We start from the raw sequence: 17,255 nt of genomic DNA on the forward strand, positions 1-17,255 counted from the left end.
CGCACAACGATAATAAGTCTTTCATAAGCTCAGCGAATACTGGAAATAGCCCGGTTATCGCGACGCTGGAGGCGGGTTTGTCGGTGAAAGTCGTGTCGCCATCGAATCAACACCACGATGACTGCGAGGCCAAACGGCGTGGCAGTCCGGCGAGGAGACGCAGGATGATCAGGCTCCGGAATTCCGTCTCGGCATTGGCGATCATGGCGCTCGCGCCGGTCGCCATGGCGGGCGTGGCGCAGGCCAACGACAAGCTCGTCGAGAAATCGAAGAGCGACGAGAACTGGGTGATGCCCGGTAAGAACTACGACTCGAACAATTACAGCGACCTGACGCAGATCAACAAGAGCAACGTCAAGCAGCTCAAGCCGTCCTGGACGTTCTCCACCGGCCTGCTCAACGGCCACGAGGGCGCGCCGCTCGTCGTCGACGGCGTCATGTACATCCACACCTCGTTCCCCAACAACACCTTCGCCCTCGGCCTCGACGATCCGGGCAAGATCCTGTGGCAGGACAAGCCCAAGCAGAACCCGGCCGCGCGCTCGGTGGCCTGCTGCGATCTCGTGAACCGCGGCCTCGCCTACTGGCCCGGCGACGGCAAGACCCCGGCGCTGATCCTCAAGACCCAGCTCGACGGCAACGTCGCCGCCCTCAACGCCCAGACCGGCGAGACGGTGTGGAAGGTCGAGAACTCCGACATCAAGGTCGGCTCGACCCTCACGATCGCCCCCTACGTGGTGAAGGACAAGGTGATCATCGGCTCCTCGGGCGCCGAGCTCGGCGTGCGCGGCTACCTCACCGCCTACGACGTCAAGACCGGCGCGCAGGTCTGGCGCGCCTACGCCACCGGCCCGGACGAGGACCTGCTGCTCGCCAAGGACTTCAACATCCACAACGCCCATTACGGCCAGAAGGGCCTCGGCACCTCGACCTGGGAGGGCGACGCCTGGAAGATCGGCGGCGGCACCAACTGGGGCTGGTACGCCTACGATCCGGGCACCAACCTGATCTATTTCGGCACCGGCAACCCGGCGCCGTGGAACGAGACCATGCGTCCCGGCGACAACAAGTGGACGATGACGATCTTCGGCCGCGACGCCGACACCGGCGAGGCGAAGTTCGGCTACCAGAAGACGCCCCACGATGAGTGGGACTATGCCGGCGTCAACGTGATGATGCTGTCCGACCAGAAGGACAAGGACGGGAAGATGAGGAAGCTCCTCACCCACCCGGACCGCAACGGCATCGTCTACACCCTCGACCGGACGGACGGCACGTTGGTCTCGGCCAACAAGATCGACGACACCGTCAACGTGTTCAAGTCGGTGGACCTGAAGACCGGCACGCCGGTGCGCGATCCGGAATACGGCACCCGGATGGACCATCTCGCCAAGGACATCTGTCCCTCGGCGATGGGCTACCACAACCAGGGTCACGATTCCTACGACCCGAAGCGGCAAGCCTTCTACATGGGCATCAACCACATCTGCATGGATTGGGAGCCCTTCATGCTGCCCTACCGGGCGGGTCAGTTCTTCGTCGGTGCGACGCTGAACATGTATCCGGGCCCGAAGGGTGACCGGCAGAACTACGAGGGCCTCGGCCAGATCAAGAGCTACAACGCCATCACCGGCAAGTTCAACTGGGAGAAGATGGAGCGCTTCGCGGTCTGGGGCGGCACCACCGCCACCGCCGGCGACCTCGTCCTCTACGGGACGCTGGATGGCTTCATCAAGGCGCGCGACTCCGACAACGGCGACCTCCTCTGGAAGTTCAAGCTGCCGTCGGGCGCCATCGGCTACCCGATCACCTACACCCACAAGGGCACCCAGTACGTCGCCATCTACTACGGCGTCGGCGGCTGGCCGGGCGTGGGCCTGGTGTTCGACCTCGCCGACCCGACCGCCGGCCTCGGCGCGGTGGGCGCCTTCAAGAAGCTCGCCAACTACACCCAGATGGGCGGCGGCGTGATGGTGTTCTCGCTGGACGGCAAGGGCCCGTACGACGACCCGAACGTCGGCGAGTACGCGCAGCACGCCGCCAAGTAAGGGCCGCGCGGCAGGCCTCCGAGCGAGGCCCGCCCGACGACCTCCCACCTGACGACCTCCCGCCGGCCCGACGGCCGGCGGGATCTCGGGACGGATCCGAGCGGGCGGGGCGACGCCATGCCCCCCCTCAGGCCCCGCCACCTCCGCCCCGCCACTCCGGCCCCACCGGACACGCCACAAGAAACGCTTCGACAACAGGGATAGACGTCCATGCCGCGCCCGCGCGCACGCATCCTGGCGGCCCGCTTCGCCGCCGTCCTGACGCTCGCCACCCTGGCCGCCGGGCCGGTGGTGGCCCAGGAATCCGAGGCCCAGGCCATCCAGTCGGATCCCGGCAAGGCCCCGGCCGCCCCGCCGGCCGACCCCGCGACCCTGCGGATCTGCGCCTCCGAGAAGCAGCCGCCCCTCTCGATGAAGGACGGCTCCGGGCTCGAGAACCGCGTCGCGGTCGCCGTCGCCGAGGCGATGGGGAAGAAGCCCGTCTTCGTCTGGCTCGAGAAGCCCGCGATCTACCTCGTCCGCGACGGCCTGGAGAAGCGGACCTGCGACGTGGTCGTCGGCCTCGACAGCGACGACCCGCGGGTGCTGACCACCCGGCCGTACTACCGGAGCGGCTACGTCTTCATCACCCGCGCCGACAAGGATCTCGACGTGAAGTCCTGGTCCGACCCGCGGCTCAAGACCCTCGACCACATGGTGGTGCCGTTCGGCTCCCCCGGCGAGGCGATGCTCAAGGATATCGGCCGCTACGAGGAGGACATGGCCTACCTCTACTCGCTGGTGAACTTCCGCTCGCCGCGCAACCAGTACACCCAGATCGACCCGGCCCGCATCGTCAGCGAGGTCGCCAACGACAAGGCCGATGTCGGCGTCGCCTTCGGCCCGGACGTGGCCCGCTACGTCAAGGATTCCCCGACGCCGCTGCGCATGACGCTGGTCCCGGCCGACACGGTCGGCAGCGACGGCCGCAAGGTCCCGCAGGTCTTCGACCAGTCGATGGGCGTGCGCAAGGACGACGAGGCCCTGCGCAAGGCCCTCGACGCCGGGATCGAGAAGGCCCGGCCCGCCATCGCGACGATCCTCAAGCAGGACGGTGTGCCGGTCGTCGCCTCGAACTGAGGCTGCCCCACCGAGACCGCCCCACCGAGACCGCCCCACCGAGACCGGCCCGGCGCGTCCGGGCCATCGATCAGGACATCAGGACCCGCTCAACAGATGCACATCGTACGTTCGGCCCGCGTCGCCCTTCTCACCCTCGCCGTGGCGATGCCCGCCGCGGCCCGCGCGCAGCCCCAGTCCGGCCCGCAGACCGGCATCGTCTTCCGCAACACCATCACCGGCGAGGCGATGGACACGGCCGAGGGCAAGCCGGGCGGGCGGGACACGCAGGCGGTCAAGACCTTCTTCCAGACCGGGAAGAACCTCTACATCGACGACAAGTCCTGCCTGCGGAACGGCGAGAGCCTGTTCCTGACCTCGTGCTCCGGCTGCCACGGCCATCTCGGCGAGGGCAAGGTCGGGCCCGGCCTCAACGACGATTACTGGACCTACCCGGCGAACACGACCGATGTCGGCCTGTTCGCGACCCTCTGGGGCGGTGCCAACGGCATGATGGGACCGCACAACGAGGATCTCAATCCCGACGAGATGCTGCAGGTCATCGCCTGGATCCGTCATCTCTACACGGGCCCGGTGAAGGATGCCGAGTGGCTCACCGACGAGCAGAAGAAGACTTACAAGCCCTTCAAGGAGGGCGAGACCTTTGCCAAGGACGTGCCCGGCCAGTGCAAGCCGCTGGACTAGCCGTTCTCGGCAAGTCGCGCCCCGCGGGAGACGGGGCGAACCGGCGGCCCGACCGGCCGCCCCAGGAAGAGACGGAGGAATCTACGATGCGCACAGTGATCACGGCGGCGATGCTGATCGCGGGGGTGGCCTTCGCGGTGCCGGCGCTGGCCTACGACGGTCAGACCTGCAAGGCGCCGGGCAATTGCTGGCAGCCGAAGCCCGGCTTCCCCGAGAAGGTCGCCGGGACCAAGTACGATCCCAAGCACGACCCGAAGGAGGTCAGCAAGCAGGCCGAATCCATCAAGCAGATGGAGGAGCGCAACAGGAAGCGGATCGAGAACGCCAAGAAGACCGGCAAGTTCGAGTACGACGTCGCCAAGATTTCTTCGAATTGATCGCGGCCAACTGAACGCGGCCGATTGATCCGGCCGTCCTGGGGCCGGCCCGCGCCGCGGCGCCGGCCCGCAGCGACGCTCGGCACCGCGCCGCACCGACACGCCGCACCGTTACCCGGCGCCGCCGTTCCGGCGCCCCGCCCGACACCGCAGGCACCGCCTCATGAACACCCTCCGTTCCGGAGACACGATGCTCACCGACTGGCGGGCGGCGGCGGCCCGCTTCGAGGCGGAGGTCGCCAAGGCGGTGGTCGGCCAGGAGCGGGCGATCCGCCTCGTGACGATCGCGATCTTCGCCCGCGGCCACGTGATGCTCGAGGGCGACGTCGGCGTCGGCAAGACCACCCTGCTGCGGGCGGTGGCCCGGGCGCTGGGCGGGGCCTACGAGCGCGTCGAGGGCACGGTCGACATGATGCCGACCGACCTGATCTACCACACCTACCTCGGCCCCGACGGCCGGCCGCGGGTCGATCCCGGCCCGGTCCTGGCCCGGGCCGAGGATCTCTCGGTGTTCTTCTTCAACGAGATCAACCGGGCGCGGCCGCAGGTCCACGCCCTGCTGCTCCGGCTGATGGCCGAGCGCAGCGTCCAGGCCTTCGGCCGCACCTACACGTTCCCGAACCTGCAGGTCTTCGCCGACCGCAACCGCGTCGAGCGGGAGGAGACCTTCGAGCTCCCGGCCGCGGCCCGCGACCGCTTCCTGATGGAGATCGGGCTGGAGGCGCCCCGGGACGCGGCGGTGCGCCGGAGCCTGGTCTTCGACCCGCGCTTCCACGACACCGACGCCCTCGTCGGCGCGGTCGCCGAGGGCGTGCTCGACCACGCCCGGATCGGCGGCATCGCGGCCGCGATCCAGCACGCCGTCCGCGCGGAGCCGTCGATCGAGGCCTACGTGGTGGCCCTCTGGGACGCGCTGGTCCGCCCCGCGGAGGCCGGGATCCGGCTCCCGGGCCTCGACACCGCCACCCTGGTGCAGGGCGGCGCCTCGCCGCGCGGCGTCGCCTTCCTGGTGCGCGCCGCCCGGGTGCGGGCGTGGCTGGAGGGCCGCGAGTGGCTGGTGCCGGAGGACGTGCGGGCGGTCTTCACCGAGGTGATGGCCCACCGGGTCTTCCTCGAGCCCGTCCACGAATTGCAGCGCGGCGCGATCGTGCCCGCCCTGTGCCGGGCCGCGTTCGAGACGGTGCCGGCGCCGTGAGCGACCCGCGCACGGCCGACATCGTCTACCTGCCGCGCTGGCGGCCGCGCGGCAGCCGGGCCGGCCTCCACCGGGGGCGCGACGCCGGCGGCGCCGGCCCGTTCCGCGATCAGGTGCCGTTCCTGCAGCTGCCGGATGCCCGCCGCATCGACCTGCGGGCGACGCTGCGCGACCCGTTCGAGGGCGTGCATGTCCGCCGCTTCGAGGCGCGGACCGCGGTCGAGACCTGGGTCCTGGTCGATCTCTCGGCCTCGATGGGCTTCCGTGGCACGGCCGACCGGGCGCGACTCACGGGTGATCTCTGCCGGGCGCTGGCCGTCTCGGCGACCCGGATCAGCGACGGGTTCGGCCTGATCGGCTGCGACGAGACCCTGCGCGACGACCTCACCCTCCCCGCCACCCGCCACCGGGGCGCGGCCGTCGCCGCGGCCGAGCGGGTCGCGGGCGCGCCGCGCGCGGGACGCGGCTGCGCCGGCATGCTCGAGGCCGCGCGGCGGCTCGCCGGGCGGCCGAAGCTCGTCTTCCTCGCCTCCGACTTCCGCTGGCCGGAGGCCCTGATCGTCCGGGTCTTCGCCGCCCTGGCGCCGCACGACACGGTGCCGATCCTGCTCGCCGACCCCGCCGAGGCGGAGGCGCTGCCGGCCTTCGGCCTCGTCGAACTCGACGATCTCGAGGGCGGCGGCCGCCGCGTGGTCCTGCTGCGCCCGAGCCTGCGCCGGGCCTGGATCGCCCGGGAGCGGGACCGGATCGCCGCCCTGGAGCGCGCCGCCGCGCCCTTCGCCCGCCGGGTCTTCCAGCTCGCCGGGCGCTTCGACGCCCAGGCGCTCACCCGCCACCTGATGACGACCTGAGCATGGGCGCGCGCGGTCCCGCCCTCCTGCCGGCCGGCCTCTCCGCCGGCCTCTCCGCCAGCCTCTTCGCCAGCCTCCGCGCCGGCGTCCTCGCCGGTGTCCTGGCCGGCATCCTGGCCGCGCCGCTCGCCCTGACGGCCGGCCCGGCCGCCGCGCAGGTGCGCTCCGTCGAAGTGCGCAGCCCCCAGCCCTTCGGGATCTTCCTGGGCGACCTGGTCGAGGCGCAGGTGGAGATCCTGGCCGATCCCGACTTCCGGCTGCAGCGCGCGACCCTGCCCCGACCCGGTCCGGTGACCTACTGGCTCGACCTGCGCGCCGTCGCGGTCGACGAGGCCCCGGCGGCCGGCGGCCGGCGGGTGCGCCTGCGCCTCACCTACCAGAGCTTCTACGCCGCCCTCGACGCCCGCACCCTGGAGGTGCCGGGCTTCCCCCTGACGCTGGCGAGCGAGGCGGCGACCGGGCTCACCACCGCGGCCGTCCAGGTGCCGGGCTGGAGCCTCGGCGTCTCGCCCCTGCGCGAGGTGCAGCCGCAGCGGCGCGAGGATCCGGCCGAGTACCTGCGCCCGGACGGCCGGAGCGGGCGGATCGATCCCGGGCCGGACGTCGCGGCGGCGGCGGGTCTCGGCGCCCTCGCGGGCCTCGCCGCGCTGGCGCTGGCGCACGATCGGGCCTGGGGACCGTTCCGGCAGCGGCGGGGCCGGCCCTTCGCGGCGGCTCTGCGCGCGCTCCGGCGGCAGCGGGCGGGGGCCGGGCCCGATCAGGCCTACCGGGCGGCGCTGCTGGCCCTGCACCGGGGCCTCGATGGGACCGACGGGAGGCGGGTGCTGGCCGACGATCTCGGCGCCTTCCTCGCCCGGCACGGGGCCTTCCGGGGCCAGGCGGCGGGGCTCGCGCGCTTCTTCGAGGCCTCGCGCCTCGCCTTCTTCGGCGGTCGCCTGCCGGCCGCGCGCGCGGCTTGGCCCCGCGCCGAGGCCGAGGCGCTCCTGGCGCGCCTCGCGGCGGCGGAGCGGAGCGCGTGAGGCCGTGACCGATCTCCTCGCCCGCCTCGGCGCGACCGATCCCTGGGTCCTGTGGCTGCTGCCGCTGGCGCTGCTGCCGCTGGCCCGCTCGGCCCTGCGCCGGACGGCCGTGCCGGCGGTCGCCGCCGCCCCGGCCGACCCCCTCTCGGCCTGGCTCGGCCGGGCGCTGACGCTCGCCGGCGTCCTGGCCATCGCCGGCCTGATCGTGGCCCTGGCGGGCCCCTACCGGACGGGCGCAAGGATCGAGCGCCTCGGCATCGGCGCGCAGGTCTCGCTGCTGATCGACCGCTCGGGCAGCATGAACGAGACCTTCGCGGGCCGGCAGCCCTCCGGCGCCGAGGAATCGAAGGCCGCGGCCTCCCGGCGCCTCCTGGCCGATTTCGTCGGCGCGCGGGCGCACGATCTGTTCGCCGTGACGGCCTTCTCCACCGCGCCGATGCTGGTCATGCCGATGACCGACCGCCACGACGCCGTGCGAGCGGCGATCGCCGCCATCGACCGGCCCGGCCTCGACTACACCAATATCGGCCGGGGACTCGGCATGGCCCTGTCGCAGTTCGGAATCGATGTCGGCGCCTCGCGGGTGCTCCTGCTGGTCTCCGACGGCGCGGCGGTGATCGACCCGCGCATCCAGGACCAGCTGCGCGCCGCGGTCGCGCGGATCCGGCCGAACCTGTACTGGCTGTTCCTGCGCACCCAGGGATCGCCCGGCATCGCCGACCGGCCGGCCGGCGAGGACACGCCCCAGGCCGCGCCGGAGCGCCATCTCGACCTGTTCTTCAAGAGCCTCGGCGTGCCCTACCGCGCCTTCGAGGCCGAGGGCGCCGAGGCGGTGGCCGCCGCCATCCGGCAGATCGAGGCCCTGGAGCGGGACCCGATCCCCTACGTCGAGGAGCGCCCGCGCCGGGACCTGACCGGGCTCGCCGCCGCGCTCGCTGCCCTGGGCCTCGCGCTGCTGGTCCTGGCCAAGCTCGCGGAGGTGGACCTCGCGGCGGCACCGGCGGATGCGGAGACTGCGACGGAGGCCGCGACCAAGACCGAGACCGCGGGCGCGGCGGCGCGGAGGGCGGCATGAGCGCCGGCGCCCTCCTCGACGGCCCGGCCCCGCGCCGCACCGCCCGCCCCCGCCTCGGCTTGGCCGCGGCGTGGCGCCGGGTCCGGCCGGCCCTGCTGGTCGCGCTGCCGCTGGTCCTCGCGGCCGCCGCCCTGTGGTTCGCCGTCTCGGGCTGGAGCGCCGCGCGCGACGACGACCGGATCGCCGCCCTGGAGGCGGGCCGCGACCGGCCGGTCAAGCCGGATGCGCGGCCCGCCCTCCTGGCGGCGCGGATCGGCTTCCTCGCCGCCCGGGACCGTCTCGGCGAGACCGAGCCCCTCCTCGACGCCCTCGACCGCGCCGGCGCGGTGCGGGAGGCGGCCCGGGCGCGGTACGTCATCGGCAACGCGCGGATGCGGCAGGCCTTCGCGCTGATCGGCCGCGGCGACCTCGACAAGGCCGCGCCCCAGGTGACGCTGGCGCGGCAGGATTACCGCCGCGCCCTCCAGGCCCGGCCCGAGTTCTGGGACGCCAAGTACAACCTCGACGTCGCCTCGCGCCTCGTGCGCGACTACCCGGAATTCGACCGCAAGACCGGGGACGAGCTCCGCGCCGAGCCGAAGAAGATCTGGACCGACATCCCCGGCCAGCCGCGGGGCGGCCCGTGAGCCCGCGGCGCGTCCTTCCCCCCGGGCTGCCCTCGGTCCTGCCCCCTCTTGTCGCCCGCAACCTGCGCGACGGGCGGTTCCGCGCCCTGGCGGCCGCCCTCGCGCTGGCGCTGGCGGCCCTGGTCGCCCCGCCGATCCCGGTCACCCGCACCGGCGTGTCGGTGCTGGCGGTGGTCGACATCACCGGCAGCATGGCGGTGCGCGACTATCCCGCCGCCGGCGGGTCGGTGAGCCGGCTCGAGACCGTCAAGGCGGCGCTGCGGGCGACGCTGCCCGACCTCCCCTGCGGCTCGCGGGTGGCGCTCGGCCTGTTCACCGACCGGCGGCCGTTCCTGCTGTTCACGCCGGTCGAGGTCTGCGCCGACTTCGCGCCGCTGGACGGCGCCATCGCGGCCCTCGACCCGCGCATGGCCTGGGAGGGGGACAGCCGCATCGCGGCGGGCCTGTTCCGGTCGATCGCCATGGCGGGGGAGATCGACGCCGACCTCCTGTTCCTCACCGACGGCCAGGAGACGCCGCCGCTGCCCGCCTCCGGCGGCCCGACCTTCGACGGCAGGCCCGGCGCGGTGCGCGGGCTGATCGTCGGCGCGGGCGGCTACGGCCTGTCGCCGATCCCGCGCTTCGACGATCGCGGGCGCGAGACGGGTTTCCTCGGCGAGAGCGACGTCCAGCAGGAGAACCGCTCCGGGCCGCCCCCGGCGGACGCGGAATCCCGCGAGGGCTACAACCCGCGCAACGCCCCCTTCGGGGCCCAGGCCGCCCACGGCACCGAGCACCTCTCGTCGGTCCGCGAGCCCTACCTGAAGCGCCTCGCCGCCGAGACCGGCCTCGGCTACGTCCATCTCGACGGCCCGGGCGGTCTCGCCGCCCCTCTGCGCGCCGCGGCGACGCCGCGCCCGCTGCCCGGCCGCCTCGACCCGCGGCCCGCCCTCCTGGCGGCGGCCCTGGCTCTGACGCTCCTGGCCCTCCTGGCGGGGCCCCTCGCCCGCGCCCTTCGCGCGCTCCGCGGGCGCGCGGGCCACTCTGCTCCAACCCCTGCTCCAACCCCTGCTCCAACCGGAGCGATCAGGACCTGACCATGCGGATGCCCCTCGCCCTCTTTCCGGCCCTCGCCGCGGCCCTCGCCGTCGTCGGCCTCGCCGGCGCGGCGCTGGCCCACGGGCCGACGCCGCAGAAGATCGACCAGTCGATCACCATCCAGGCGCCCCCGGAGGCGGTCTGGAAGGTGGTGGGCGATTTCGGCGGCATCGGGCGCTGGCACCCGGACGTGGCCAAGGCCGAGGCCAGTGGCGGCAACGTCGAGGGTACGACCCGCCGGGTGACCCTCAAGGCCGGCGGCACCCTGGTCGAGGGGCTGGACGAGTGGCTGGCCGACGGCCGGACCTACTCGTACCGGATGTCCGACCCGGACCTGAAGGCGCTCCCCGTCTCCTCCTACTCGGCGACGCTCACCGTGACCCCGGACGGGACCGGCTCCAAGGTGTCGTGGATCGGCCGCTTCTACCGGGGCGACACCGGCAACGAGCCGCCGGAGACTCTCAGCGACGAGGCCGGGCGCACGGCGATGAACCGCTACTTCGCGGACGGGCTCAAGGGCCTGAAGGCAGCCGTCGAGGGCCGGACGACCCATTGAGGCCCCGCATGCGCCACCTGTGGCTGATCGCGACGCTTGCGGTCGCGGTCGCGGTCGCGGCCGGGACCGGCGCTGGGACCAGTGACGCGTCCGCGGCCGGCGACCCGGTCTGGGTCGTCAGCCAGCAGGGGGCCGAGCTGGCGCGGATCGAGGCCGGGAAAGTGGCCGGGCGGATCCCGCTCGGACCGGCGCCGGTGGCGGCGGCGACCGACCGGGCCGGCCGCCTCTATCTGACCCACCCGGACGGGCGCGCCGTCACCGTCGTCGCGCCCGGCGCGCCGCCCCGCCGCCTGCCCGTCCCCGGCCAGGCCTTCGGCCTCGCGGCGAGCCCGGACGGGGCGCGCCTGTACGTCGGCGACTGGTCGGGCGACCGCGTCCTGCGGATCTCCGCGGCGACCGGCGCCGTCGAGGGCGCCGCGGCGGTGGGCCGCGACCCGGCCCATCTCGTCCTCGACCGGCGCGGGCGGCTCTACGTCGCCGACCGCGAGAGCCGTCAGGTCAGCGTGATCGACACCGGGACGATGGCCCGCGTGGCCGTGGTCCCGACCGGCGAAGCGCCCTTCGCCCTGGCGCTCGCACCGGACGAGGCGAGCCTCTACGTCGCCAACGTGCGCAGCGGCGACCTCACGGTGATCGACACGGCGACGCTGCGGGCCCGCGCCACGGTTCCGGCCGGCCGGATGCCCTACGGCGTGGCGGTTACCGGGGACGGCAGCCGCATCCTGGTCACCAACCAGCACGCCGCCGCCGTGACGGTGATCGACGCGGCCCGGCTCGAGATCGTCGCCACCGTGGCGGTGGGCCCCTATCCCGAGGGCATCGCGGTGGCCGGTCCGCTTGCCTACGTGGCGAACTGGTTCTCGGACGACGTCTCGGTGATCGATCTCGCCACGTGGCGCGAGACGGCGCGCATCAAGGTGGCGGAGGGCCCGCGCACGGTCCTGGCGGGGGAGCCCGCGCGATGAGACGGGCCGGCCGCATCGGGATCGCGTCCGGGCTGGTCCTGCTGGCCCTCGGCGCCTGCGACCGCGGGGCGGACGAGCGCGCCGACGCGCGCGCCGACGAGGCCGGCGCGGTGGTGGCCACCACCGCCGAGGGCACCCTGCCGGCCTGGCTCGCGCCGACCGACGGGACCGACCCGGCCCGCTGGCTCGCGGGCCGCGAGGCCGGCAAGGCCCTGCCGGCCGACGATCCCCGCGTGCGCGCGATGGCGACGGCGCTGGCCGGAGCCCGCGACGGCTTCATCGAGGACCCGCGCATGATCGCCAACCGCACCGTCCAGCTCGGCCAGATGCTGGCCGAGGCCGGCATCGGCGAGGGCTACGGCGCGATCCTCGACGGTCTCGGCGGCATCGCGGCGGGGCGCGGCCGCCGCAAGAGCCTCTACGGCGAGATGTGCCAGCACTACTACAACGCCCGGATGCAGGGGGCCGACCACGCGGCCGCGCTGGCGCGCCTCGCCGGCCCGCACCCGGTCGGCGAGGGGACGCCGTGAGCGCCGCCCGGGCCTCGGCCGACCGTCCGGCGGGGCGGGACGGCCCGCGGGTTCTCGACGCGGTGCTGATCGTCGACGACCACCCGGTCGTGCGGCGCGGCTTCCGCCATCTCGCCGAGGATGCCGGCGTCCGGGCGGTCCACGAGGCCGCGGACGTGGTGTCGGGCTACCGCACCTTCCACCGCCACCGGCCCGGGCTGGTGGTGACCGACCTGGGCTTCCGCGACCAGGGGCTGTCGGGCCTGTCGCTGATCCGCCGGGTGCGGGCCCTCGAGCCGGCGACCCGGATCCTCGCCTTCAGCATGCACGACGATCCGGTGATCGTCGCCCGGGCCATCGAGGGCGGGGCCCACGGCTTCGTCCTGAAGGACACGGCGGTGACGCGCTTCCACGAGGCGCTGGCGACCGTGTCGGCCGGGCACAGCTACCTGCCGCACGAGGTCGCGACCAAGATCGCGATGCTGAATGCCGGGCTCCTGGAATCGCCCCTCGCGCGCCTGACCGCGCGGGAGGTTCAGGTGCTGTCGCTGCTGGGGGCGGGCAAGTCCAACGAGGCGATCGCCGACAGCCTGTCGATGAGCCACCGGAGCGTGTCGGCCGTCGTCTCGGGCATGAAGCAGAAGCTCGGCGCCGGCAGCCTAGCCGACCTCCTGCGCATCGCCCTGTCGCGGGACGGGCGCCCGGTGTGACGACGACCGCCGTCAGCGGGCCGGGGCTACCGCGGCACGATCAGGCCGGGAACGATCGATCCCTGCGGCCCGAACGTCGCCTCGGCCTTCCGGCAATTGGCCGCGACGTCCTTCTGGTAGGCCGCGATGTAGCGGGTCGCGGTCAGGTGCAGGTCGCCGGTCTCCAGGCTCGCCGCGTCGACGCCCAGGGCCTCGACGGTCTGCTTGAGGCGCGCCGGATCGCTGCGCAGGCCGGGGCATTCGAGGTTCACGAAACCGGCGAGCCCCGCGAGCTTCGCCGCCTGATTGCGCCGCGGATCGGCGGACGCCGGGTCCTGCGCCTGCATCGGGGGCTGTCCCTGGGGCTGGATCGGGTGTTGCGGGATGGGCTGTGCGGGGGGCTGCGCCTGAGCATGGGCCTGGGCCGTCAGAAGACCCAGGAGGCCGGCCGAGATCGGGCCGGAAAGACGGATCGCGCGCATCGCTTCTCCCATCCAGTCGCAGGAGCAGCGCGTCCGTCGACCGTCACCGCTGCGAAGAGTCGCGCAGTTCTATGCCGCTGGATCGGAGATTTACAATGCAGACCAAGCTTATAATCGTCTTAGTGACTCTGGCCTGCGCGACTTTGCCGGCGAAGGCCGCCCGCCTGACCGTGGACGACAAGGCCTCGCTGTGGCCGCGGGCGAGCGCGACCGACAAGATCGATTTCTCGACCCGGATGGGCCGGGCCTTCCACACGCTGTCGCCCAAGCTGGACGCGGCGTACTTCATGCGCTGTCTGGAGGAGACCGCCAATATCGGGGACACCAAGGACCTGCGGCTCGAGGAGATGGTGCGGACCTGCATCTCCCTGGTCCGGGACGAGGCCGAGTGAGCGGCCGGCCCGGCCTCACGGAGGGCCTCGCGCGCGGCCTCACGCCAGATGGGCGACGATGTTGACCAGCCGGTCGAACGGGTCGCGGACGTAGAACCGCTCCACGCCCCAGGGCTCACGGGCCGGGCCGTACAGCACGGGCAGGCCCGCCCGCCTCACGCGGGCGAGGACCTCCGCCAGGTCGTCGACCTCGACCGAGATGTCGGGAACCGGCGTGCCCGAGCCGCCCGCGCTGGCCACGCTGATCTGCGGCGTCGCCGACATCCCGGGGGCCGCGAAGGTCAGGATCCAGCCGTGATCCATGACCACTTCCAGGCCGAGCACCTCCGCGTAGAAGGACCGCGCCGCCTCGACCTGCGTGGTCCGGATGTTGGTGACGATCCGCTTCACGGCCATGGCCCGGTCCCCGCTGCGCGCCGCCTATCAGAGGGCTCCGCGGGCGGCCCGGCAAGGCCCGGGACGGCGCCTCGGGAATCCGCGCCCCGGCCTCGTCGCGGTCCGCCGCCCGGAAGTGCACGCAGCGATTGAAAGCGGGCCTCCGGAAAGAATCCGGAAAGCTCCCCGATGGTACCGTCCGCGCCGGTGGGACCTCGCACCGTCCAGCAGAATGTTCGCCCAGGCGGACGATTGGGATCCCCGGGTATGAACAGTGGGACGGTCGCGCTGCGGGAGAAGGCGAAGCTCCTCGACACCGTTCTCGACACGATGGATCAGGGGCTGATGATGATCGACGCCGCCGGCGTCGTTCAGGTCTGTAATGCCCGCGCCCTCGCGCTGCTCGACCTGCCGCCGGACCTGATGCGGTCCCGCCCGACCTTCGAGGCGGTGCGGCAATACCAGATCGCGCGGGGCGAGTTCGGGAAGGCGAGCGAGACCCTGCAGCGCTGGGTGGCCGCGGGCGGCCTGGAGTGCCGCGCCCACACCTACGAGCGCGAGCGCCCCGACGGCACCGTGCTGGAGATCCGCACCGTGCCGCTGCCCGACGGCGGTGCGGTGCGGACCTTCACGGACATCACCGCGCGCAAGCGGGCGGAGGAGACGCTGCAGGTCAGCGAGACCCGCCTCGCCCTGGCGCAGGATGCGGGCAGCGACGGGCTCTGGGACTGCGATCTCACGACCGGGGAGGCGTGGTCCTCCGACCGCTGGTGGGGGGTCCTGGGCTACGAGCCCGGCGAACTGGCGAGCCACGCGCGGACGTGGCGGGCCCTGCTCCACCCGGAGGATGCGGGCGCGGCCGAGCGGGCCCTGATCGAGCACCTGAGCGGGCGGGCGCCGACCTACATGTCCGAGCATCGCATGCGCCGCAAGGACGGCTCCTGGGCCTGGATGATGACGCGCGGCAAGGTGGTGGCGCGCGCCGCCGACGGCCGCGCGGTGCGCTTCATCGGCACCCAGATCGACATCAGCGCCCGCAAGGCCGCCGAGGGGCAGGTCGCCCACATGGCGCGCCACGACGGCCTCACCGACCTGCCCAACCGCGCCCTGTTCTACGAGCGGCTCGAGATCCGGCTCGCCGACCTGCATCTGAACGGCGGCACCTGCGCGGTGCTGTGCCTCGACCTCGACCGCTTCAAGGCCGTCAACGACAGCCTCGGCCACGCGGCCGGGGACTTCCTGCTCCGGGCGGTGGCCCATCGCATCCGCGCGGTGCTGCGGGCCGACGACATGGTGGCGCGCTTCAGCGGCGACGAGTTCGCCGTGCTGGTTGCCGATGCGGACGACCCCACCCGCGCGGAGGCCCTGGCGGCGCGCCTGATCGCGGCCGTCCAGGCGCCGATCCCCTTCGGCAAGCGGCGGCTGAAGGTGGGCCTGAGCGTCGGCATCGCCCGGGCACCCGGCCACGGCTTCGACAGCGAGACGCTGGTCCGCCGCGCCGACCTCGCCCTGTACCGGGCGAAGACCGAGGGGCGGAACACCCACCGGGTGTTCGAGCCCGCGATGGACGCGGCCGAGGCGGCCCGGCGCGATCTGGAGCGCGACCTGCGCCAGGCGATCGAGGGCGACGAGCTCATCCTGCACTATCAACCGCAGGTGAGCACCGCCACCGGCCGGCTTCTCGGGTTCGAGGCGCTCGTGCGCTGGGAGCATCCGACCCGCGGCCTCGTGCCGCCGAACGCCTTCATCCCCCTGGCGGAGGAGAGCGGGCTGATCCTGCCGCTCGGCGAGTGGGTGCTCCGGGCCGCCTGCCGCGAGGCGGCCCGCTGGGCGCACCCGCTGAAGGTGGCGGTGAACCTGTCGCCGCGCCAGTTCCAGCAGGCGGATCTGCCCGAGCGCGTGCTGGCCATCCTGACCGAGACGGGCCTCGCGCCGACGCGGCTCGAACTCGAGATCACCGAGACCCTGATCATCAACGACATGGCGCGGGCGCTCGGCATCCTGCGCCGGCTGAAGGCCTTCGGCGTGTCCATCGCGATGGACGATTTCGGCACCGGCTACTCGTCCCTCGCGACGCTGCAGGCCTTCCCCTTCGACAAGATCAAGATCGACCGGTCCTTCGTGGGCCATGTCGAGGTCAGCCCGCAGGCGGCGGTGATCGTGCGGGCGGTTCTGGGGCTCGGCCGCAGCCTCGGGATGAGCGTCGTGGCGGAGGGCGTCGAGACGGAGGCGCAGATGCGCTTCCTGGCCGCGGAGGCCTGCGACGAGGTCCAGGGCTACCTGATCAGCAGTCCGCAGCCGATCGAGCGGTTCGCCGCGCAGATCGACGCGTCCGAAACGTTCGTGCCACCCGGCCGCCCCGACTCGGCCGTCGCCTGAGGCGCGCCGCGACGCCCCGGCGACGGCCCGGACGCCCGAACGCTCGTCGCGGTACCGGTGCGGAGCGCCGAGCGGCGGCCCTGCCGCCGGCCTCTGTGGCACGGCCGCGACACCCGCCGACGACCGCCTGTGGATGACGCGACCTGCCCCCGATCCGTCAAGGTTCGGATGCCAGCGTGACCGCGCACCTCCGATCCGGCTCCCTCAGCTCCGCCATCCCATGTTCGCCCAGCCCCACGCCCTCATCCTCCGCCATCGCGAGCGCGTCGCCGTGCTCATCTCCTCAGCGCTGTTCCTGGCGGGCGCCCTGCCGCTCTTCTGGGCGATCGGCTGAGGCTCGATCCCGGGCCGGCCGCATCGTCGGCCGGCCGTCGAGCTTCCGCGCCGCCGCGCTCGCGAGGACGGCGGGCCGCGTTCGGCCCGCCCGAACGGCGAAGGGGCCGCCTCCTGTGGGAAGCGGCCCCTTCGCGTGTCGGGTCGGGTGCGACGGTCGGGATGCGAGCGTCGCACCCGACCGTCGCTGGTCGGTCTCAGTAGGAGCCGAACTTGTAGTTCAGGCCGGCGCGGACGACGGCGAACTCGTCGGAGCGGCGGCCGATGCCGCTGTAGACGACCGGGAAGTTGTTGGCGGCGTTGATGACGAACGCGCCCTGGTTGCGGGTGTTGCGGTCGAGGTTGACGTACAGGCCTTCGACCTTGAGCGTCACGGCCGAGGAGCGGAAGAAGTTCAGGAACGAGTCGGTGGGCAGGGCGTACTCGATGCCGCCGCCGACGGCCCAGCCGGTGCGGAAGCTGTCGTTGCCGGCGTAGCCGCCGAAGGAGCGGTCGGCGCTGCCC

At 73.2% G+C, this 17,255-nt stretch carries 18 protein-coding genes and 1 pseudogene; 16 read left to right on the forward strand and 3 right to left on the reverse strand.

The window, feature by feature from the left end:
- The first annotated feature begins 164 nt into the window (after window positions 1–164).
- The 14 genes from H288_RS0128715 (at window position 165) to H288_RS0128780 (ending at window position 12,811) form a co-directional block, all read left to right on the forward strand.
- Window positions 165–2,048 carry a methanol/ethanol family PQQ-dependent dehydrogenase gene (locus H288_RS0128715; RefSeq protein ID WP_026605374.1) on the forward strand — a complete coding sequence of 628 codons (1,884 nt, stop codon included), beginning with the start codon at window positions 165–167 and terminating at the stop codon, window positions 2,046–2,048.
- Between the two features lie 210 nt (window positions 2,049–2,258).
- On the forward strand, window positions 2,259–3,167 hold the full coding sequence (gene moxJ / locus H288_RS0128720) for a methanol oxidation system protein MoxJ (RefSeq protein ID WP_020096028.1): 909 nt from the start codon (window positions 2,259–2,261) through the stop codon (window positions 3,165–3,167).
- 96 nt (window positions 3,168–3,263) lie between these two features.
- Window positions 3,264–3,851 carry a cytochrome c(L), periplasmic gene (moxG, locus tag H288_RS0128725; RefSeq protein ID WP_020096029.1) on the forward strand — a complete coding sequence of 196 codons (588 nt, stop codon included), beginning with the start codon at window positions 3,264–3,266 and terminating at the stop codon, window positions 3,849–3,851.
- A gap of 86 nt (window positions 3,852–3,937) precedes the next feature.
- Window positions 3,938–4,228: a methanol dehydrogenase [cytochrome c] subunit gene (locus tag H288_RS0128730; protein ID WP_020096030.1), complete on the forward strand. Its 291-nt coding sequence runs from the start codon at window positions 3,938–3,940 to the stop codon at window positions 4,226–4,228.
- Window positions 4,229–4,391: 163 nt separating this feature from the next.
- The gene (locus H288_RS0128735) at window positions 4,392–5,423 is read left to right on the forward strand and encodes a MoxR family ATPase (protein WP_026605375.1); all 1,032 of its coding nucleotides are present in this window, start codon (window positions 4,392–4,394) and stop codon (window positions 5,421–5,423) included.
- Entirely contained in the window at window positions 5,420–6,274 is an 855-nt protein-coding gene (locus H288_RS0128740; protein ID WP_026605376.1) for a DUF58 domain-containing protein, read from the forward strand. The genes H288_RS0128735 and H288_RS0128740 overlap by 4 nt, the downstream gene beginning before the upstream one ends.
- 2 nt (window positions 6,275–6,276) lie before the next feature.
- Window positions 6,277–7,293: a hypothetical protein gene (locus tag H288_RS0128745; protein WP_020096033.1), complete on the forward strand. Its 1,017-nt coding sequence runs from the start codon at window positions 6,277–6,279 to the stop codon at window positions 7,291–7,293.
- A gap of 4 nt (window positions 7,294–7,297) precedes the next feature.
- On the forward strand, window positions 7,298–8,368 hold the full coding sequence (locus tag H288_RS0128750) for a vWA domain-containing protein (protein WP_020096034.1): 1,071 nt from the start codon (window positions 7,298–7,300) through the stop codon (window positions 8,366–8,368).
- Complete coding sequence (locus tag H288_RS0128755) at window positions 8,365–8,994, forward strand: hypothetical protein (RefSeq protein ID WP_020096035.1); 630 nt, start codon at window positions 8,365–8,367, stop codon at window positions 8,992–8,994. The genes H288_RS0128750 and H288_RS0128755 overlap by 4 nt, the downstream gene beginning before the upstream one ends.
- The gene (locus H288_RS0128760) at window positions 8,991–10,070 is read left to right on the forward strand and encodes a vWA domain-containing protein (RefSeq protein ID WP_020096036.1); all 1,080 of its coding nucleotides are present in this window, start codon (window positions 8,991–8,993) and stop codon (window positions 10,068–10,070) included. The genes H288_RS0128755 and H288_RS0128760 overlap by 4 nt, the downstream gene beginning before the upstream one ends.
- Window positions 10,071–10,078: 8 nt before the next feature.
- A complete protein-coding gene (locus H288_RS0128765) occupies window positions 10,079–10,627 on the forward strand; it encodes an SRPBCC family protein (RefSeq protein ID WP_181049239.1) in 549 nt (182 codons plus the stop codon).
- 8 nt (window positions 10,628–10,635) lie between these two features.
- Window positions 10,636–11,592, forward strand: coding sequence for a YncE family protein (locus H288_RS0128770; RefSeq protein WP_020096038.1), 957 nt, complete (start codon window positions 10,636–10,638; stop codon window positions 11,590–11,592).
- Window positions 11,589–12,122 carry a hypothetical protein gene (locus H288_RS0128775; RefSeq protein WP_020096039.1) on the forward strand — a complete coding sequence of 178 codons (534 nt, stop codon included), beginning with the start codon at window positions 11,589–11,591 and terminating at the stop codon, window positions 12,120–12,122. Before H288_RS0128770 ends, H288_RS0128775 begins: the two co-directional genes overlap by 4 nt.
- Window positions 12,119–12,811, forward strand: a complete 693-nt coding sequence (locus H288_RS0128780; RefSeq protein WP_020096040.1) for a response regulator transcription factor — start codon at window positions 12,119–12,121, stop codon at window positions 12,809–12,811. Before H288_RS0128775 ends, H288_RS0128780 begins: the two co-directional genes overlap by 4 nt.
- A gap of 26 nt (window positions 12,812–12,837) precedes the next feature.
- On the opposite strand, the gene H288_RS33015 is transcribed toward H288_RS0128780, so the two are convergent.
- Entirely contained in the window at window positions 12,838–13,272 is a 435-nt protein-coding gene (locus tag H288_RS33015; RefSeq protein ID WP_043713321.1) for a hypothetical protein, read from the reverse strand.
- 95 nt (window positions 13,273–13,367) lie between these two features.
- Here H288_RS33015 and H288_RS0128790 point away from each other — a divergent pair, with 95 nt between their 5' ends.
- Window positions 13,368–13,664, forward strand: coding sequence for a hypothetical protein (locus H288_RS0128790; RefSeq protein ID WP_234081578.1), 297 nt, complete (start codon window positions 13,368–13,370; stop codon window positions 13,662–13,664).
- Between the two features lie 39 nt (window positions 13,665–13,703).
- On the opposite strand, the gene H288_RS0128795 is transcribed toward H288_RS0128790, so the two are convergent.
- A complete protein-coding gene (locus H288_RS0128795) occupies window positions 13,704–14,060 on the reverse strand; it encodes a VOC family protein (protein ID WP_020096043.1) in 357 nt (118 codons plus the stop codon).
- Window positions 14,061–14,306: 246 nt separating this feature from the next.
- On the opposite strand from H288_RS0128795, the gene H288_RS0128800 reads away from it, so the two are divergent.
- Entirely contained in the window at window positions 14,307–16,418 is a 2,112-nt protein-coding gene (locus H288_RS0128800; protein WP_020096044.1) for an EAL domain-containing protein, read from the forward strand.
- Window positions 16,419–16,948: 530 nt separating this feature from the next.
- On the opposite strand, the pseudogene H288_RS0128810 reads toward H288_RS0128800, so the two are convergent.
- A pseudogene (locus H288_RS0128810) lies at window positions 16,949–17,255 on the reverse strand (porin family protein); the annotation flags it as partial.

Source organism: Methylobacterium sp. 285MFTsu5.1, assembly GCF_000383455.1.
In the GTDB taxonomy this organism is placed as follows: Bacteria; Pseudomonadota; Alphaproteobacteria; order Rhizobiales; family Beijerinckiaceae; genus Methylobacterium.